Source organism: Curtobacterium sp. Curtsp22, assembly GCF_059492135.1.
Map to the genome: position 1 here is coordinate 2,125,629 of NZ_CP168519.1, position 15,682 is coordinate 2,141,310.

The 15,682-nt window shown below is 72.2% G+C and carries 16 protein-coding genes; 10 read left to right on the top strand and 6 right to left on the bottom strand.

Annotated features, from left to right (window positions below):
* Nucleotides 1-100: 100 nt before the first annotated feature.
* From ACEN8D_RS10165 to mnhG, 6 genes are read left to right on the top strand one after another with little or no spacing between them, the layout of a single operon-like run.
* Nucleotides 101-2,989, top strand: coding sequence for a Na+/H+ antiporter subunit A (locus ACEN8D_RS10165; protein ID WP_413461401.1), 2,889 nt, complete (start codon nt 101-103; stop codon nt 2,987-2,989).
* Nucleotides 2,986-3,396: a Na(+)/H(+) antiporter subunit C gene (locus ACEN8D_RS10170; RefSeq protein ID WP_022907807.1), complete on the top strand. Its 411-nt coding sequence runs from the start codon at nt 2,986-2,988 to the stop codon at nt 3,394-3,396. The genes ACEN8D_RS10165 and ACEN8D_RS10170 overlap by 4 nt, the downstream gene beginning before the upstream one ends.
* Entirely contained in the window at nt 3,393-5,093 is a 1,701-nt protein-coding gene (locus ACEN8D_RS10175; RefSeq protein ID WP_309778009.1) for a Na+/H+ antiporter subunit D, read from the top strand. Before ACEN8D_RS10170 ends, ACEN8D_RS10175 begins: the two co-directional genes overlap by 4 nt.
* Nucleotides 5,090-5,677: a Na+/H+ antiporter subunit E gene (locus ACEN8D_RS10180; protein WP_309778007.1), complete on the top strand. Its 588-nt coding sequence runs from the start codon at nt 5,090-5,092 to the stop codon at nt 5,675-5,677. The genes ACEN8D_RS10175 and ACEN8D_RS10180 overlap by 4 nt, the downstream gene beginning before the upstream one ends.
* Nucleotides 5,674-6,018: an MrpF/PhaF family protein gene (locus tag ACEN8D_RS10185; protein ID WP_070417260.1), complete on the top strand. Its 345-nt coding sequence runs from the start codon at nt 5,674-5,676 to the stop codon at nt 6,016-6,018. Before ACEN8D_RS10180 ends, ACEN8D_RS10185 begins: the two co-directional genes overlap by 4 nt.
* On the top strand, nt 6,015-6,371 hold the full coding sequence (gene mnhG, locus ACEN8D_RS10190) for a monovalent cation/H(+) antiporter subunit G (protein WP_070417261.1): 357 nt from the start codon (nt 6,015-6,017) through the stop codon (nt 6,369-6,371). The genes ACEN8D_RS10185 and mnhG overlap by 4 nt, the downstream gene beginning before the upstream one ends.
* 60 nt (nt 6,372-6,431) lie before the next feature.
* Here mnhG and ACEN8D_RS10195 read toward each other — a convergent pair whose 3' ends face one another.
* Nucleotides 6,432-7,676: an MFS transporter gene (locus ACEN8D_RS10195; protein ID WP_413461400.1), complete on the bottom strand. Its 1,245-nt coding sequence runs from the start codon at nt 7,674-7,676 to the stop codon at nt 6,432-6,434.
* A 188-nt stretch (nt 7,677-7,864) separates the two neighbouring features.
* On the opposite strand from ACEN8D_RS10195, the gene ACEN8D_RS10200 reads away from it, so the two are divergent.
* Nucleotides 7,865-8,893: an aldo/keto reductase gene (locus ACEN8D_RS10200; RefSeq protein WP_413399048.1), complete on the top strand. Its 1,029-nt coding sequence runs from the start codon at nt 7,865-7,867 to the stop codon at nt 8,891-8,893.
* A gap of 28 nt (nt 8,894-8,921) precedes the next feature.
* On the opposite strand, the gene ACEN8D_RS10205 is transcribed toward ACEN8D_RS10200, so the two are convergent.
* Nucleotides 8,922-9,155, bottom strand: a complete 234-nt coding sequence (locus tag ACEN8D_RS10205; protein ID WP_413461399.1) for a hypothetical protein — start codon at nt 9,153-9,155, stop codon at nt 8,922-8,924.
* A gap of 125 nt (nt 9,156-9,280) precedes the next feature.
* On the opposite strand from ACEN8D_RS10205, the gene soxR reads away from it, so the two are divergent.
* On the top strand, nt 9,281-9,769 hold the full coding sequence (soxR, locus tag ACEN8D_RS10210; RefSeq protein WP_309778000.1) for a redox-sensitive transcriptional activator SoxR: 489 nt from the start codon (nt 9,281-9,283) through the stop codon (nt 9,767-9,769).
* A gap of 63 nt (nt 9,770-9,832) precedes the next feature.
* Here soxR and ACEN8D_RS10215 read toward each other — a convergent pair whose 3' ends face one another.
* On the bottom strand, nt 9,833-10,279 hold the full coding sequence (locus ACEN8D_RS10215) for a MarR family winged helix-turn-helix transcriptional regulator (RefSeq protein WP_402716335.1): 447 nt from the start codon (nt 10,277-10,279) through the stop codon (nt 9,833-9,835).
* A gap of 45 nt (nt 10,280-10,324) precedes the next feature.
* Between ACEN8D_RS10215 and ACEN8D_RS10220 the strand changes: the two genes are divergently transcribed.
* Nucleotides 10,325-11,578: a multidrug effflux MFS transporter gene (locus ACEN8D_RS10220; protein WP_413399045.1), complete on the top strand. Its 1,254-nt coding sequence runs from the start codon at nt 10,325-10,327 to the stop codon at nt 11,576-11,578.
* On the opposite strand, the gene ACEN8D_RS10225 is transcribed toward ACEN8D_RS10220, so the two are convergent.
* Entirely contained in the window at nt 11,568-12,293 is a 726-nt protein-coding gene (locus tag ACEN8D_RS10225; protein ID WP_309777994.1) for a phosphatase PAP2 family protein, read from the bottom strand. The genes ACEN8D_RS10220 and ACEN8D_RS10225 overlap by 11 nt on opposite strands.
* Nucleotides 12,294-12,403: 110 nt before the next feature.
* On the opposite strand from ACEN8D_RS10225, the gene poxB reads away from it, so the two are divergent.
* A complete protein-coding gene (gene poxB, locus ACEN8D_RS10230) occupies nt 12,404-14,128 on the top strand; it encodes a ubiquinone-dependent pyruvate dehydrogenase (RefSeq protein WP_309887153.1) in 1,725 nt (574 codons plus the stop codon).
* Between the two features lie 22 nt (nt 14,129-14,150).
* Here poxB and pcp read toward each other — a convergent pair whose 3' ends face one another.
* Both pcp and ACEN8D_RS10240 read right to left on the bottom strand, forming a co-directional pair.
* Nucleotides 14,151-14,798: a pyroglutamyl-peptidase I gene (gene pcp / locus ACEN8D_RS10235; RefSeq protein ID WP_413399044.1), complete on the bottom strand. Its 648-nt coding sequence runs from the start codon at nt 14,796-14,798 to the stop codon at nt 14,151-14,153.
* Nucleotides 14,799-14,931: 133 nt separating this feature from the next.
* On the bottom strand, nt 14,932-15,630 hold the full coding sequence (locus ACEN8D_RS10240) for an SDR family NAD(P)-dependent oxidoreductase (protein ID WP_071303293.1): 699 nt from the start codon (nt 15,628-15,630) through the stop codon (nt 14,932-14,934).
* Nucleotides 15,631-15,682 lie beyond the last annotated feature (52 nt).

Below are 15,682 nucleotides of genomic sequence, written 5' to 3' on the forward strand. Positions count from 1 at the left end.
GGCCTCCCTGTCCGCCCACTCAGGAACTCCACATCCCCTTCTCCGTAGGCTGTGAGGGCCCAGTGAGCCGGACTGCAGCCCGACCCCGAGGAGGTGCCCGATGGTCATCGTCCTCGTCGCGTTCGCGATCGTCGCCCTGATCGTCCCCGCCCTGACCCCCGTCCTCGGCCGCCGCGTGTTCTACGTGGCGGCCCTCGCACCGGCAGCAGCCGCGGTCCTGACCGTCGCGCAGACCGGTCCGGCGTTGCACGGCGCGGTCACGGAGCGGTTCCAGTGGGTGCCGCAGCTCGACCTCGCGATCGCCCTGCGGATGGACGCCCTCTCGTGGGTCCTCGCCCTCGTGGTGAGCGTGGTCGGTGCCCTCGTGCTCGTGTACTGCGCGACGTACTTCGGGCCGGACGAACCCGGACTCGGTCGGTTCGCCGGGGTCCTCACGGCCTTCGCCGGGTCGATGTACGGGCTCGTGGTCGCCGACGACGTCATCGTGCTGTTCGTCCTCTGGGAAGCGACGACGGTCTTCTCCTACCTGCTGATCGGCCACGACTCGGTGAAGCGTGCCAGTCGCGCGGCGGCGATGCAGGCGCTCGTGGTCACCACCGCCGGTGGTCTGGCGATGCTCGCCGGTCTCGTGGTGCTGTCGGTGACCGCCGGGACGACGTCGCTCTCCGGGATCGTCCAGGACCCTCCGTCGGGGACGATCGTCTCGGTGTCCGTCGTGCTCGTCCTGCTCGGCGCGCTGACGAAGTCCGCCATCGTGCCGTTCCACTTCTGGCTCCCCGCCGCGATGGCCGCCCCGACCCCGGTCAGCGCGTACCTGCACGCCGCGGCGATGGTCAAGGCCGGCATCTACCTCGTCGCCCGGCTCGCCCCCGCGTTCGCGCTCCTCGGCGGGTGGCGCGAGACCATCACCGTGCTCGGGGTGCTCGGCATGCTCATCGGTGGGTACCGTGCGCTCCGGCAGACCGACATCAAGCTCCTGCTCGCCTACGGCACGGTCGCGCAGCTCGGGTTCCTCGTGCTCGCGGCCGGGTGGGGTGCGCCCGAGGCCGCCCTCGGCGGGGTGGCGCTGCTGGTGGCCCACGCGGCGTTCAAGTCGACCCTGTTCCTCGTCGTCGGGGCGATCGACCACGTCACGGGCACCCGCGACCTCGCCCGCCTGAGCGGCCTCGGACGCCGGATGCCCTGGCTGACGGTCGTGGCCGTCCTCGCACTGCTGTCGATGGCGGGCATCCCGCCGACGATCGGCTTCGTCGCGAAGGAGGCCGTGCTCACCGGCTTCATCGACTCGCTGCACGGTCCCGACGCCGGGTGGGCGTGGTTCGCGCTCGTCGGCGTGACGATCGGCTCGGTGCTCACCGTGGCCTACTCGCTGCGGTTCCTGTGGGGCGCCTTCGCCCGGAAGCCCGGCGTGCCCGACACCGAACCGCACGGCCTGCACGGCCTCGGCGTCGTCCCGTCCGTCCTCGCGCTCACGGGTCTCGCGCTCGGCCTCGCGACGCCCCTCGTGGCGCACGGCATCGAGCCCGCCGCGCACGTCGCCGCCCTCCCCGGCGAGGTCCCGCACCTCGCGCTCTGGCACGGTCTCGAGCCGGCGCTCGGCCTCTCCGCGGTGACGCTCGTCGGCGGTCTCGCGCTGTTCGCCCTGCGCCGCCCGGTCGAGGCGCTCCAGCACCGCCTCGCGGGTTCCCCCAGCGCGTCGAGCATCTACCGCCACCTCATGCGCGGGCTCGACCGGGTGGCCACGGGCCTCACCGCCGGGGTCCAGCGCGGTTCGCTCCCCTACTACCTGACCGTCATCCTGTCGGTGTTCGTCGCCGGGGCGCTCGTCAACCTGGTCATCGGCGGACCGTGGGCGTTCCACGTCCGGTTCGCCGACTCGTGGGGACAGATCCCCGTCGTCCTCGTCATGTCGATCGCCGCGATCGCCGTCCTCACCGCCAAGACCCGGTTCGCCGCAGCGGTGCTGGTCGGTGTGACCGGGTACGGCATGTCCGTCCTGTTCGTGCTGCACGGGGCGGTCGACCTCGCCCTGACCCAGCTCGTGGTCGAGACGGTGACACTCATCGCGTTCGTGCTCGTGCTGCGCCGGCTCCCCCCGCGGATCGCCACCGCGAACCCATCACGCTTCCGGGTCGTGCGGGCGCTCTTCGCGGGCCTCGCCGGGCTGACCCTCGCGATCGTGGTCGTCGTCGCCGCATCGGCACGGACGGCCGAGCCGCTCTGGCCGGACCTGCCGGCGTTGACGAGCTCGTTCGGGCACGGCCTGAACGTCGTGAACGTGGCCCTCGTCGACCTCCGAGGCTGGGACACCCTCGGCGAGCTGACCGTCGTGGTCGCCGCCGCGACGGGCGTCGCGAGCCTGATCTTCGTGAACTCCCGCGAGGACACGCTCCCCCGCCTCCGAGACCTGCCGGCCCGGCTGACCGCCGACCGCGACGAGCGCACGGACGGCGAGCCCCGCGCCTGGCTGCCGACGAGCGCCGCGATCCCGACCGGCCGCTCGGCGCTGCTCGACGTCGTCGTCCGCCTGCTGTTCCACGGCCTGATCGTCCTGTCGGTCTACCTGCTCTTCGCCGGGCACAACGCGGCGGGCGGCGGGTTCGCCGGTGGTCTCGTCGCGGGCATCGCCCTGGCGGCCCGATACCTCGCGGGTGGCCCGGCCGAGCTCGGCGCCGCGGCCCCGGTCCGGGCCGGTCGTCTGCTCGGGCTCGGCGTCGCCACGGCCGCGATCACCGCCCTCGTGCCGATGTTCTTCGGCAGGGAAGCCCTGTACTCCGAGTTCTTCGAGGCCACCGTCCCCGTGCTCGGCCACGTCGAGTTCGTCACCGCCACGTTCTTCGACATCGGCGTGTACCTCGTGGTCGTCGGCCTCGTGCTCGACGTCCTCCGAAGCCTCGGCGCCGAGGTCGACCGGCAGCGGCTCGAGGACGCCTCGACGCCCGTGCAGGACATGACCGAAGCCCCCACCCCGGAAGGGAGCGCCACGTGACCGTCACCCTCGTGCTCGTCATCGCGATGGCGGTGCTGTTCTCCTGCGGGGTCTACCTGCTCCTCGAACGCTCGCTGACCCGGATGCTGCTCGGCTTCCTCCTGCTCGGCAACGCCCTCAACCTGCTGCTCCTCGTGATGTCGGGTGCTGCCGGCAACCCGCCGATCGGCAAGAGCTCCGAGGGCATCACGGACCCGCTCCCCCAGGCGTTCGCCCTGACCGCGATCGTCATCACCTTCGCCGTGAGCGCGTTCCTGTTGGCCCTCATCCACCGCTCGTGGAAGCTCTCCCGCGCCGACGAGGTCGAGGTCGACGAGGCCGACGTCGCGATCGGTCGGGAACGCGACGAACCCGCGGACGAAGACCCCGAGACCACCACCGACGCAGAACAGGAGGCGACCCGATGACCTGGCTCGTCCCGCTCCTCGTCCTCGTCCCGCTGCTCGGCGCCGCGGTCGCGCTCGGACTCCTCAACCACCAGAAGCTGCAGCGCGCGATCACCGTCGTGGTGCTCGTCGTCGCCCTGGCCGTCGCCGCGACCCTCATGGTGCTCGTCGACCAGCACGGCACGATCGTGGTGCAGGTCGGCGGGTGGGACGCGCCGTACGGCATCTCGCTCGTGGTCGACCGGCTGAGCGCGCTGCTCCTCACCGTGAGCGCGAGCGTGCTCCTCGTCGTCCTGCTCTTCTCGATCGGCCAGGGCCTCGCGGCCGACGACGGCGAGGCTCCGGTCACGATCTTCTACCCGACGTACCTCGTGCTCGCCGCCGGTGTGCTCGACTCTTTCATCGCCGGGGACCTCTTCAACCTGTACGTCGCGTTCGAGATGCTGCTGGTGGCGAGCTACGTGCTCATCACCCTCGGTGGCAGCGAACAGCGCGTGCGGGCGGGCACCACGTACATCGTGACGAGCCTCATCGCGTCGGCGATCTTCCTCGCGGCGATCGGCCTCGTGTACGGCGCCACCGGCACGGTCAACATCGCCCAGATCAGCGAGCGGATGGCCGCCCTGCCCGAGCACGTGCAGCTGCTCCTCCACACGATGCTGCTCATCGGGTTCGGCATCAAGGCCGCCGTCTTCCCGCTGGCGTTCTGGCTGCCGGACTCCTACCCGACCGCGCCGGCTCCGGTGACGGCGGTGTTCGCGGGCCTGCTGACGAAGGTCGGCATCTACGCGATCATCCGGCTCGAGACGATCATCTTCCCGAGGCCGCAACTCAACACCGTGCTCCTCGTCGTGGCGATCCTGACGATGGTGGTGGGTGTGCTCGGTGCGGTGTCGCAGACCGACGTGAAACGACTGCTGTCCTTCACGCTCATCAGCCACATCGGGTTCATGGTGATGGGCGTCGGCCTCGGTTCGGTCGCGGGGACGGCCGCCGCGGTGTTCTACACGGTCCACCACATCGTCGTGCAGACGACGCTCTTCCTGGTCTCCGGGCTGATGGAACGCGTCGGCGGGACGACCTCGACCCGATCGCTCGGCGGGCTGCTCAAGGCCGCCCCGCTGCTCGCCGCGCTCTACCTCGTGCCGGCGTTCAACCTCGGTGGCATCCCGCCGTTCTCCGGCTTCATCGGCAAGCTCGGCCTCTTCCGTGCCGCGGCGATCGACGGCTCGCCCCTCGCCTACGCGACGATCGCCGCCGGTGTCGTGACGAGCCTCCTGACCCTGTACGCGCTCATGCGCGTCTGGGACGCCGCGTTCTGGCGTCCGAAGCCCGCGGCCGAGGCAGCTGCCCCGCACGCGAGCACCGCAGAGCCGCACGCCCACCTGCGGTCGCCGGAACCGGCGCCGCTGACCGTGTCCGAGGACACGGGCAAGGCGTTCCACCCAGGAGGCTCGGTGACGGTCACCGACGCACCCCACGCGAGTCGCGCCTCCAGTCCGGAGACCGCACCCACGGCCACGCAGGACGGCGTCGGTGAGGCCCCCACGCGCGTGAAGCTGCCGCGCATGCTGGTCGGCGTGACGACCGTCGCCGTCCTCGGGTCGGTCGCCCTGACCGTCGTGGCCGGCCCGCTGTACGGCTACGCGACTCGCGCGGCGGAGTCGCTCGAATCCCCGGACCGCTACGTCCAGGCCGTGCTCGGGGGAACGCGATGACCGCGGACAGCACCCGGCGGATCACCAACGCGCGGCGCATCGCCGTCGCGTGGCGCTACGACGTCCCGCTCGTCGCCGGGCTGACCGTGCTCTGGGCGCTGCTCTGGGGGTCGTGGACGCCGCTGACCCTGCTGTGCGGGATCGTCGTCGCGCTGCTCGTGACGCAGCTGCTCCCGCTGCCACCGGTGCCGCTCTCGGCCAGGTTCTCGATCCCGCACGCCGCCTGGTTCCTGCTGGTGTGGTCCGGGCTCGTGGTGCTCGCCTCGTTCCGGGTGGCCTGGGTCGCTCTCCGCCCACGCGGGGTCCGGCGGAGCTCGATCACGCTCGTCCAGCTCCACACGACATCCGAGATGACGTTCACCCTGGCGACGCTCGCGATCTCCCTCGTGCCGGGGTCCTACGTCGCCGACGTCGACCTGCGACGCCGCCGGCTGCTCCTGCACGTCCTCGACACCGAGCGGGTCGAACAGGTCGACGCGGCCCGACGCGAGGCCCTCGGCATCGAGACGCTCGTCATCCGGGCGCTCGGGTCGAAGCAGGACCTCTCCGAACTGTCCGAACCCCTGCCGGAGGTCACGCGATGAGCGCCGCAGTCGTCGTCATGGGGATCGCGATCGCCCTGGTGCTCGCGCTGCTCGGGGCCACCCTCGTGCTCGCCGTCCTCCGCATCGTGCGGGGCCCGACCATCCTCGACCGGATGATCGGCTCGGACATGGTGCTGACGACCGCGCTCGTGGTGATCGGTGCCGCGATGGTGATCCGGCGTGACCTGACCGCCGTGCCCGTCCTCGTGGTGATCGCCGCGACGAGCGTCTTCGCCACGATCGCCGTCGCCCGTGCGGTCACCCCGTCCTCCGATCCGTCCGACGAGGGGCTGACCGTGACCACGCCCGAGCACGCCGACGACCAGGAGCGTCCCCAGTGATCGACATCATCCAGGGGTTCATCGACGGCGCCGGGGTCCGCGCGTGGATCGCCGTCGGGCTGCTGCTCGTCGGGGCGGTGCTGTCGCTCGGCGCCGGCGTCGGGATCGTCCGGTTCCCCGACCCGCTCGTCCGGCTGCACGCGATGGCGAAGCCGCAGGTGCTCGGGTTGGCGTTCGCCCTCGCCGCGATCGTCGTCGCCGTGTGGACGTGGACGGCGCTGTGGGTCGTCCTGCCGATCATGGTGTTCCAGCTGTTCCTCGTGCCGGTGTCGACGCACATGATCGCCCGCGCGGGGCTGCGGGCGGACGACTACCGCCACGAGGACCTGCTGGTCGACGACACGGAGTCGTGACCAGGTGACGGACTGGAGGCGCGGTGCGGGCCCGCACCGTCCCTCCAGGCCGTCAGGCGGTCACGCGTGTGCGCGACGCGACAGCACGAGGTTCGCCGCCGCGGCGAGCACGACGACCGCCGCGGACGCGGCCGGCAGCAGCATCGCGGCGTCGGCCCCGTGCTGCTGGGCGACGTCGCCCGTGATCGCCGACGCGATGGACTGCCCCACGATCACGGCGGAACCGAGGATCGTCATGGTGGTGGCCGAGCGCCCGACGGGTGAGCGGTCGGAACCGAGGCTGTACTGCGCGACCAGGGTCGGACCGATCCCGATCCCCATCACCGCGAGCACGACGCCCACGGCGATGACGGAACCGGCCTGCGAGAACCAGACGGCACCGCCGAGCAGCACCACACCGAACACGAGCCACCGCCACCCGAGGGCGAACCGGCGCGGGAACGCCGCCGAGCCGAGGGCGAACCCCGCGGAGCCGATGCCCATCAGGCCGTAGAGCAATCCCGCCTGCGAGGGCTCGCCGTGGGTCTCCATGAAGGCGGTCAGCGCGGTGAGCGTCGAGCCGAAGAACAGGCCGACGCCGAGGATCCCGAGGACCACCACCACGAGCCGGGGCCGCAGGAGCTGACGGGCCGGTGCCTGCTCGAGCTCTTCGTGCCGGCCGACGACGAGCTTGCCGGTCGGGTGCAGCGCGAACGCCGTGACGAAGACGAACGTCAGCGCGGAGGCACCGGCGACGGCGACCCACGGGGCGATCGCACTCGCCAGGATCCCGACGAGGAACGGGCCGATGATGAACACGGTCTCGTCGGCCGCGGACTCGTACGCCATCGTGCCGCTGAGGACCTTGCCGCGACGTGCCGGTGCCATCCGCTGCCCGATGATCGCGACGAGCCGGGTCCGGGACATCGGGGCGACCTGGGGCGCCGAGGCGCCGATGCAGAACGCGAGTGCGAGCACGGCGACGTCCGGTGCGGTGCCGTCCACCACGAACGGGAACACCCCGAGCAGCACGGCGTTCACCAGGCCGACGGGCACGAGCACGTTCCGCTGGCCGAAGCGGTCCGCGGCGGCACCGACCAGCGGGCCGAAGACCGCGGCGCCGATGCCGACCGACGCGGAGTTGACGCCGCCGAGCGCCACGGAGTCGCGCGCCGAGACGACGAGCGTCAGCACGCCGACGACCATCATCGCGAAGGGGAGCCGGGCGACGAACGCGACGGGGAAGTACCAGCGTCCGGCGTGGGCGACGAGCGAGCGGTCGTCGGTGGCCGCGGGCGCGGGCGCTGTGGAACTGGTGTGGAGCATGGAGGTGTGCCTTCTCGGCCCGGCCGGGGATCTCCTGGGGCGGACCCATCGGGTGCCGCCGTTGTCCGTCGGGGTGCCGACGGCCGGTAGATACACACTGCGTGTTGGTGGAGCGGCCCCAGGGTACCAGCGGTAACGGTTCGTCACCCGGGGACCGGTGCCACGGGCGTCCTCCTATCGTGGCCGCCATGGAACAGCGACGCATGGGGCGGACGGGGGCTCCCGTCAGCGCGCTGACCCTGGGGAGCCGTGCCGTGTCGACGGTCGCCGAACGGGACGTGGACGACGCCGTCCGACTCGTCCACGAGGCGCTCGGGCGCGGGGTCACCGCGGTGGACGTGTCCGACGCCGACGGGGCGGGTCTCGCCGAGACCGTCCTCGGTGCCGCACTGGGCGACCGCCGCGACGACGTGTTCCTGGCGGTGCGGTTCGGGGACCCGGTCGACCGGGACCCGTCGCACCACGGCAACGGACGGCGGTGGATGTTCCGCGCGGTCGAACGGAGTCTCGAACGGCTCGGCACCGACGTCATCGACCTCTACCAGCCGGCGCACCCGGACCCGGCGACCTCGCTCGACGAGACCCTCGACGCGCTCGCCGACCTCGTCACGCAGGGCAAGATCCGCGCCTTCGGGATCCCGGGCTTCCCGGCCGAGGAGCTCGTCGAGGCGCAGTGGCTCCGGTCGGGCGGGAAGAGCGCCAGTGCGACGCACGCCCCGTACTCGATCCTCACCCGGACGGCGGAGCGGACGACCTTCCCGGTCGCCCGACGGTTCGGGCTCGGTGTGCTCGCGGCCGCGCCCCTCGCGGGTGGCTGGCTCGCGGGTGCGTACCGGAACGGCACCGTGCAGCCCCGGTCGCCACGGGTGGTGGAGCAGCCGCACGCGTACGACATCGGCGCCCCGGCGAACCGGCGGAAGCTCGATGTCGCCGACCGCCTGGGGCACCTCGCGGACGAGTCCGGGCTCACCCTGCTCGAGCTCGCGGTGGGGTTCGCGCTGACCCACCCGGACGTGTCGAGCGTGGTGATCGGTCCGCGGACGGTCTCGCACGTCGACGCGTACGCGCAGGCGGCCGAGGTGGTGCTCGACGACGAGGTGCTCGACGCCATCGACCGGGTCGTGCCGCCGGGGACGCACGTGCTGGAACGCGACACGGGGGTGGAGCTGCCCGGGCTCAGCCGGGAGCGGCTCCGCGGACGCGTCCTCACCCACTGACGCGAGGACCCCGTCAGCGGGAGGGCGATCAGCGGTACGCGACCGTGCTGACCGCGGCGTGCGCGATCATGACCGGCAGCGCCAGTGCGTGCGGGAGCCGAGCGGCGGCGCGCTCGAGCCGGCCGAGCACGCCGTCGAGGGCGAGCGGCTGGCGGGTGGCGCCGGTGACGCCGGTCGCGTCGGCGGCGTCGGTGGTCCGTGCGGGAGCGACCGGACGGGCGGTCGTGGTGCGGGCGGTGCGGGGCTGCAGGATCGCGGTCATGGTCGGACCTCCGGGTCGGGAGCCGCCCCTCGCGGCTCGTGGTACACAACATATTGGACAACAGTTCTCATGTCAACTGCTATGCCACGCGGTCTCGACGACTCCCGCGTCGTAGGATCTCGACCATGGTGGAGATCTCGCGTCCGAGCCCCACCGACCTCCTCACGATCGGCGAGGTCGTCGCCCGGACCGGGGTCGCGGCGTCGGCCCTGCACTTCTACGAGCGCAAGGGCCTCATCCACCCCGAGCGCACCGCCGGCGGCACCCGCCTCTACCCACGACACGTCGAGCGGCGCATCGCGATCATCCAGGTCGCCAAGCGGCTCGGGATCCCGCTCAGCGAGGTCGCGGAGCAGTTCGAGACGCTGCCGTCCGACCGCATGCCGTCGCTGCGGGACTGGAACCGCCTGAACGAGCGGTGGCGGGCACGACTCCGCGCCCGGCAGCTCGAACTGGAGCGCCTGCAGGAGGAGATGACGCAGTGCATCGGCTGCGGCTGCGTGTCGCTGAACGCCTGCCTCGTGATGAACCCGGGCGACGAGCTCGGTGCCGAGGGGCACGGAGCCCGGCGGTTGCTGCCGATCGAAGACGAGGTGCCGGACCGGACCGTCTGACGGTCAGGAGGGACGGTGCGGGCCCGACCCGCGCCTCCAGGCCGTCGACCGGTCGCGTCGCGGTCAGCGCGTCGCGTCGCGCAGGTGGCCGTCGATGCGCGTGAGCGTCGCGAACGTCGTCGCCACACCCTCGTCGTCGCCCCCGAGCGCCTGCCGGAGCATGCCGGCCCAGTGCGCGTGCAGCCGTTCGATGCTGCCCGCGGCGAGCTCGGTCGAGTACAGCTGCACGGTCCGGGCGTCGTCCGGGTCGGGCCGACGCTCGACCATCCCCTTCGCCACGAGCGACCCGACCGCGACGCTGAGGTTGCTGCGCTTGAGGGCCGTCGCCTCGGCCACCGCGCTCGGCGTCGACCCGGGGTTGCGGTCGACCCAGCGCATCACGAGCGCCTCGGTGCCGGTGAGCGGCACGATGTCGAGCGACCTCGCACCGTGCGGGTCGATCTCGCGCGAGATCCGGAGCACGACGTCGGCGAGCTCGGCGAGGAGGTCGTCGGACGGCGCGGATCCCATGCCGTCACCCTACCGACGTCGCGCATCAGTTATGCTTTCATAATCATGACCACGGACACCGGCTCCATCCGCGCGCACACCGCGACACCCACGACCCGACAGCAGGGCATCACCACCGGCCTGCTGCTCGTGCTCGGCCTGCTGAGCGCCGTCGCACCCTTCGCGACCGACCTCTACCTGCCGGCCTTCCCGCAGATGACCACCGAACTGCAGGCGTCGGCGACGACCGTGCAGCTCACCCTCACCGCGTTCCTCGTCGGCGTGACCGCGGGCCAGCTCGTCTTCGGGCCGCTGTCCGACCGGTTCGGCCGGGTGCCGCCGCTCCTCGCCGGTGCCGCGCTGTGCGTGCTCGCGAGCGCCGCGGCCGTGCTCGCACCGAACGTCGGCGTGCTCGTCGTCGCCCGGCTGCTGCAGGGCCTCGGGGGTGCGGCCGGCATGGTGATCGGTCGCGCGGTGATCTCCGACCTCGCGACGGGCAAGCCGGCGGCGCGGGCGTTCTCGCTCATGATGATCGTCGGCGGGGTCGCCCCGGTGGTCGCGCCCCTGCTCGGTGGGCTCCTGACGGGACCGATCGGCTGGCGCGGGCTCCTCACCATCGTGCTCGGCCTGTCGGTCCTCATGCTCGTGGCGGTGCTCGCCGTGGTCCGCGAGACGCACCTGCGTTCGCGCCGCGATGCCCTGCGTGCCGAGCGACGGGCGTCCGGCACGACGGGCTCGCCGCTGCGGGCACTCCGCTCCCGGACGTTCGTCGGGTACACCGCGGTGTTCGGCTTCGCGTTCGCCGTGATGATGGCGTACATCTCCGCGTCGCCGTTCCTGTACCAGGACATGCTCGGGCTCGGCACGGTGGGCTACGGTCTCGCGTTCGGCTGCAACGCCCTCGCACTGATGGGCGTGAGCATCCTCTCGGCGAAGCTCACGGCGACGCGCTCGGTCACCGGGGTGCTCGCGCTCGGCATCGTCCTCGTGCTGGCCTCGACCGTCGCGTTCGCGCTGCTCGTCGTCACGTCCGCACCGGTGTTCTGGCTCGCCGTCCCGCTGTTCACCGCCGTGGGGTCGCTCGGCCTCGTGCTCGGCAACGCGACCGCACTCGCACTCGGGGCGGTGCCGCAGGCTGCCGGGAGCGCCTCGGCGGTGCTGGGTGCCCTGCAGTTCGGGCTCGCGGCGCTCGTGTCGCCGCTCGTGAGCATCGGCGGCGAGGGGACGGCGGCGCCGCTCGCGGTCGTGATGCTCGCGGCCGCGGTGGTCGCCGTGGTGGCGCTGCTGGCCGCGCGCGGTCGGCGCGGCGTCAGCGCGTGATCTCGCGCTGCGCCGCAGGGCCCCGGGGTCGCAGGAACGGGATCTTCGGCATGAGCCAGTCGACCCAGACCACCCGCACGCCCGGCGCGACGGCGAGCGCCCACAGGATCGACGCGGCGGCGTCCGTCGGGTAGTGCACGGCGTCGATCGACACCGCGAAGAACACGACGACGATCGCCACGACCCCGAGCCCCAGCGCCAGGCGGTGCCACCTCGTGTCGCGGAGCAGCCAGATGAGCGCGATGACGAACGCGGTGATGTAGACCGTGTGCCCGCTCGGGTAGCCGGGGTCCGGCTGCACCGGGAACGGGTGCGGCAGCACGGCGACGTCCGGACGGGCCCGGTGCACGATCTCCTTGACGACGGCGGACGGCACCCACGTGATCGCGATCGTGCCCCCGAACGCCAGCGCCGGGCGGAGGTCGCGGGTCCGCCACCAGATCACCGCGACGACCACGACCGTGATCCCGATCGCCGGCGCGGGACTGATGACGTGGTAGACCGCCGTCGTGAACGCCCCGAGGGCGCCGGTGTGCAGCCCGTTGAGCGCCTTCGAGAGCCCGAGGTCGACCGTGCCGAGGGTGAACCCGACGATCGTGATGAGGACGACGGCGGCGACGGCGATCGCCACCGACGCGAGCGGGTAGCGGCTCCGGTCGAGGATCCCGTACTCGTCGGACGCTCGTCGGCGGGGGCGGAGATCGTGGTCGGACATCCGCCCATCGTCGCAGGTGCGGCGTCCGGGCGGCCCCGAGTTCGGTGTCGGACGATCAGAGGTCGCTCAGCGAACGGCGAGGATCAGCCGCCAGGACTAGACACGAATGCATGACAACCGTTGCCGAGAACATCGTCGCCACCCTCCGTCAGAACGACGTCGAACGGGTCTACGGTCTCCCCGGGGACTCCCTCAACGGCTTCACCGACGCGCTGCGCAAGGACGGCACGATCCGGTGGGAGCACGTCCGCCACGAGGAGGCGGCCGCGTTCGCCGCCTCCGCCGAGGCCGAGCTGACCGGGAACCTCGCCGTGTGCGCGGGCAGCTGCGGTCCCGGCAACCTGCACCTGATCAACGGCCTCTACGACGCGAACCGCTCCCGCGTGCCGGTCCTCGCGATCGCGGCGCACATCCCCACGGCGGAGATCGGATCCGGCTACTTCCAGGAGACCCATCCGCAGGAGCTCTTCCGCGAGTGCTCGGTCTACGTCGAGTACGTCGCCGACCCATCCCAGATGCCGCGCCTGCTCGAGATCGCGATGCGCGCCGCGGTCGAGAAGCGCGGTGTCGCCGTGCTCGTCATCCCGGGCGACGTGCTCCTCGCCGAGGCCGTCGCGCCCCGCGTCACGACCATCGAACGCGCCGAGCCGCGGATCATCCCCGCACAGGCCGAGCTGGAGCGCACCGCGCAGCTGCTCAACGGCGCCGACAAGGTCACCATCCTCGCCGGCGCCGGCGTCGCGGGCGCCCACGACGAGGTCATCGCCCTCGCCGAACGCCTGCAGGCCCCGATCGTGCACGCCCTGCGCGGCAAGGAGCACATCGAGTGGGACAACCCGTACGACGTCGGCATGACCGGGCTCCTCGGCTTCGCCTCCGGGTACCGCGCGATGGAGGACGCCGACGTGGTCCTCATGCTCGGCACCGACTTCCCGTACCAGCAGTTCTTCCCCGCGAAGGCGAAGCACGTGCAGGTCGACATCCGCGGCGAACAACTCGGCAAGCGGCACCCGGTCGACATCGGCCTGGTGGGCACCGTCAAGGACACGGCGCTCGCCCTCATCCCGCTGCTCGACGGCTCCAAGCCCACGAAGCACCTGCAGGACGCACTGCAGCACTACCGGAAGACCCGTGCGAAGCTCGACGACCTGGCCGTGCCGGCCGGCAAGCACAAGCCGCTGCACCCGCAGTACGTCGCGCGCGCGCTCGACCGGCTCGCCGACCAGGACGCCGTGTTCATCCCCGACGTCGGCTCCCCCGTCGTGTGGGCGTCGCGGTACCTCACCATGAACGGCGACCGGCGGCTGATCGGGTCGTTCGTGCACGGCACGATGGCGAACGCGGTGCCGCAGGCGATCGGTGCGCAGGCGGCGTTCCCCGACCGGCAGGTCATCGCCATGGCCGGCGACGGCGGCCTCGCGATGCTGCTCGGCGAGCTCATCACGATCGTGCAGAACAAGCTGCCCGTGAAGATCGTCGTGTTCGACAACTCGTCTCTGAACTTCGTCGAGCTCGAGATGAAGGCGGCCGGGTTCGTCACCTACGGCACCGAGCTGCAGAACCCCGACTTCGCGAAGGTCGCCGAGGCGATCGGCATCGCGGGCTTCCGGGTCGACGAGTCCGACCAGCTCGAGGACGCGCTCGCCGCCGCCCTCGCGCACGACGGCCCCGCGCTCGTGTCGGTGAAGGCCGACCGTCAGGAGCTCTCGATGCCGCCGGCGGTGACCCTCGAGCAGGCGAAGGGCTTCACGCTCTACGCGATCCGCACCGTGCTGTCCGGCCGCGGCGACGAGCTGCTCGACCTCGCGTCGACGAACTTCCGCCAGTTCATCTGATCGACGACGAGGGCGGCGCGGATCAGGACTCCGCGCCGCCCTCGGCGACGATGTCCGGCGCCGGGTCGAGCGAGGCGCGGACCACGGCGTCGAGCGCGGTGACGATCCGGTCGAGGTCGAGCGCGGGGCCGTCCCCGGCGATTTCCGGGGTGGCCGGGACGTGCACGAAGCCGGCGCGGAAGCCCTCGCGGTCGGCGAACGACATGAGCTCGTAGAACACCTGGTTGCAGGTGAACGTCCCCGCCGTGTTGGACACCGCAGCGGGGACCCCGGCCGCCCGGACGTCCCGGACGATCCGCTTGATCGGCAGTCCGCTGAACGCCGCCGGGGCGCCGAACGGGTCGATCGGCTCGTCCACCGGCTGCGCGCCCGCGTTGTCCGGGATCCGGGCGTCCATGACGTTGATCGCGACGCGCTCCGGTGTCACCGCGGCCCGTCCGGCAGCGAGCCCGGTCGCGATGACGACGGCGGGACGGTGCTTCGCGATCGCCGCCGCGAGCCGCGACCGTTCCTCGGCGAAGACCACCGGCAGCTGCTCGACGACGAGCGTCGCCGGCCCGTCCCACGTGGCCGCGAGCCGCTGCGCGGCTTCCCACGAGGGGTTCACGGCGTCGCCGCCGAACGGTTCGAAGGCGGTCAGCAGGACGGTCGGTTCGGTCGCGTCAGCCACGTCCTCATCGTAGGGACCTGCGGGCCGGGAGGCGCGGTGCGGGCCCGACCCGTCCCTCCCGTCACGGCCGTCACCCCGCTGGCGCGGTGCGCCGGGACCGGCGGGTGGGGCCCACCTCCCGTTCGTCGGATGGTCACCATCCGAGCGGCGCACCGTCCTCCAGGAAGACACCTGTCGGACCGTCCGGGCCCGCGGCGGCCGCCGCGGCGACCGTCGCCGCACTGACCTCGACCGGACGGCCGTGCGGGTTCGGAACACCCCCGAACTCGGTCGCGGTGTACCCGGGCTCGACCGCGACGAAGTGGACCTCCGGCACGGCACGGGCGTACTGCACGGTGAGCATCGACACCGCCGCCTTGCTCGCGCCGTAGACGATCGCCTGGTACTGCGACGCCGGCTTCTCCGGGTCGTGGTTGGCCGCGAACGAACCGAGCGCGCTCGAGATGTTCACGACGATCGGGGCTGCCGAGGACCGCAGCAGCGGCAGCGCCGCCTCGGTGGTCCGCACGACGCTCACGGCGTTCGTGTCGAACACCTCGAGTGCCTCCGGTCCGTCCAGCCCGAGCTTGCCGATGCCGGCGTTGTTCACCAGCACGTCGAGCCCGCCGGCAGCGCCGATGGTCGCGAACGCCGCGGCGACCGAGGCGTCGTCCGTGACGTCGAGCTGCACGGCACGGACCGCGTTCGGTCCCGTGCTGATCTCGTGGGCCACCGCGTGGCCGGTGTCGAGGTCGCGGGCGCCGATCCACACGGTGTGGCCGGCGGCGGCGAGCTGGCGGGCGGTCTCCTTGCCGAGGCCGCGTGTGGCCCCGGTGACGAATGTCGTTGTCATGGCCCCAGCGTCGCTCCGGCGAGCGCCCTCGGGGAGCCGTCCCGCTGTCGTA

Excerpts from the sequence above, each read along its gene's own strand:
- ACEN8D_RS10225 (WP_309777994.1), bottom strand. The coding sequence starts at position 12,293 with ATGTCCGACCACGATCTCCGCCCCCGCCGACGAGCGTCCGACGAGTAC.
- soxR (WP_309778000.1), top strand. The coding sequence starts at position 9,281 with ATGGTGGAGATCTCGCGTCCGAGCCCCACCGACCTCCTCACGATCGGC.
- ACEN8D_RS10195 (WP_413461400.1), bottom strand. The coding sequence starts at position 7,676 with ATGCTCCACACCAGTTCCACAGCGCCCGCGCCCGCGGCCACCGACGAC.
- ACEN8D_RS10200 (WP_413399048.1), top strand. The coding sequence starts at position 7,865 with ATGGAACAGCGACGCATGGGGCGGACGGGGGCTCCCGTCAGCGCGCTG.
- ACEN8D_RS10185 (WP_070417260.1), top strand. The coding sequence starts at position 5,674 with ATGAGCGCCGCAGTCGTCGTCATGGGGATCGCGATCGCCCTGGTGCTC.
- ACEN8D_RS10180 (WP_309778007.1), top strand. The coding sequence starts at position 5,090 with ATGACCGCGGACAGCACCCGGCGGATCACCAACGCGCGGCGCATCGCC.
- ACEN8D_RS10220 (WP_413399045.1), top strand. The coding sequence starts at position 10,325 with ATGACCACGGACACCGGCTCCATCCGCGCGCACACCGCGACACCCACG.
- poxB (WP_309887153.1), top strand. The coding sequence starts at position 12,404 with ATGACAACCGTTGCCGAGAACATCGTCGCCACCCTCCGTCAGAACGAC.
- ACEN8D_RS10215 (WP_402716335.1), bottom strand. The coding sequence starts at position 10,279 with ATGGGATCCGCGCCGTCCGACGACCTCCTCGCCGAGCTCGCCGACGTC.
- ACEN8D_RS10240 (WP_071303293.1), bottom strand. The coding sequence starts at position 15,630 with ATGACAACGACATTCGTCACCGGGGCCACACGCGGCCTCGGCAAGGAG.
- ACEN8D_RS10205 (WP_413461399.1), bottom strand. The coding sequence starts at position 9,155 with ATGACCGCGATCCTGCAGCCCCGCACCGCCCGCACCACGACCGCCCGT.
- ACEN8D_RS10165 (WP_413461401.1), top strand. The coding sequence starts at position 101 with ATGGTCATCGTCCTCGTCGCGTTCGCGATCGTCGCCCTGATCGTCCCC.
- ACEN8D_RS10175 (WP_309778009.1), top strand. The coding sequence starts at position 3,393 with ATGACCTGGCTCGTCCCGCTCCTCGTCCTCGTCCCGCTGCTCGGCGCC.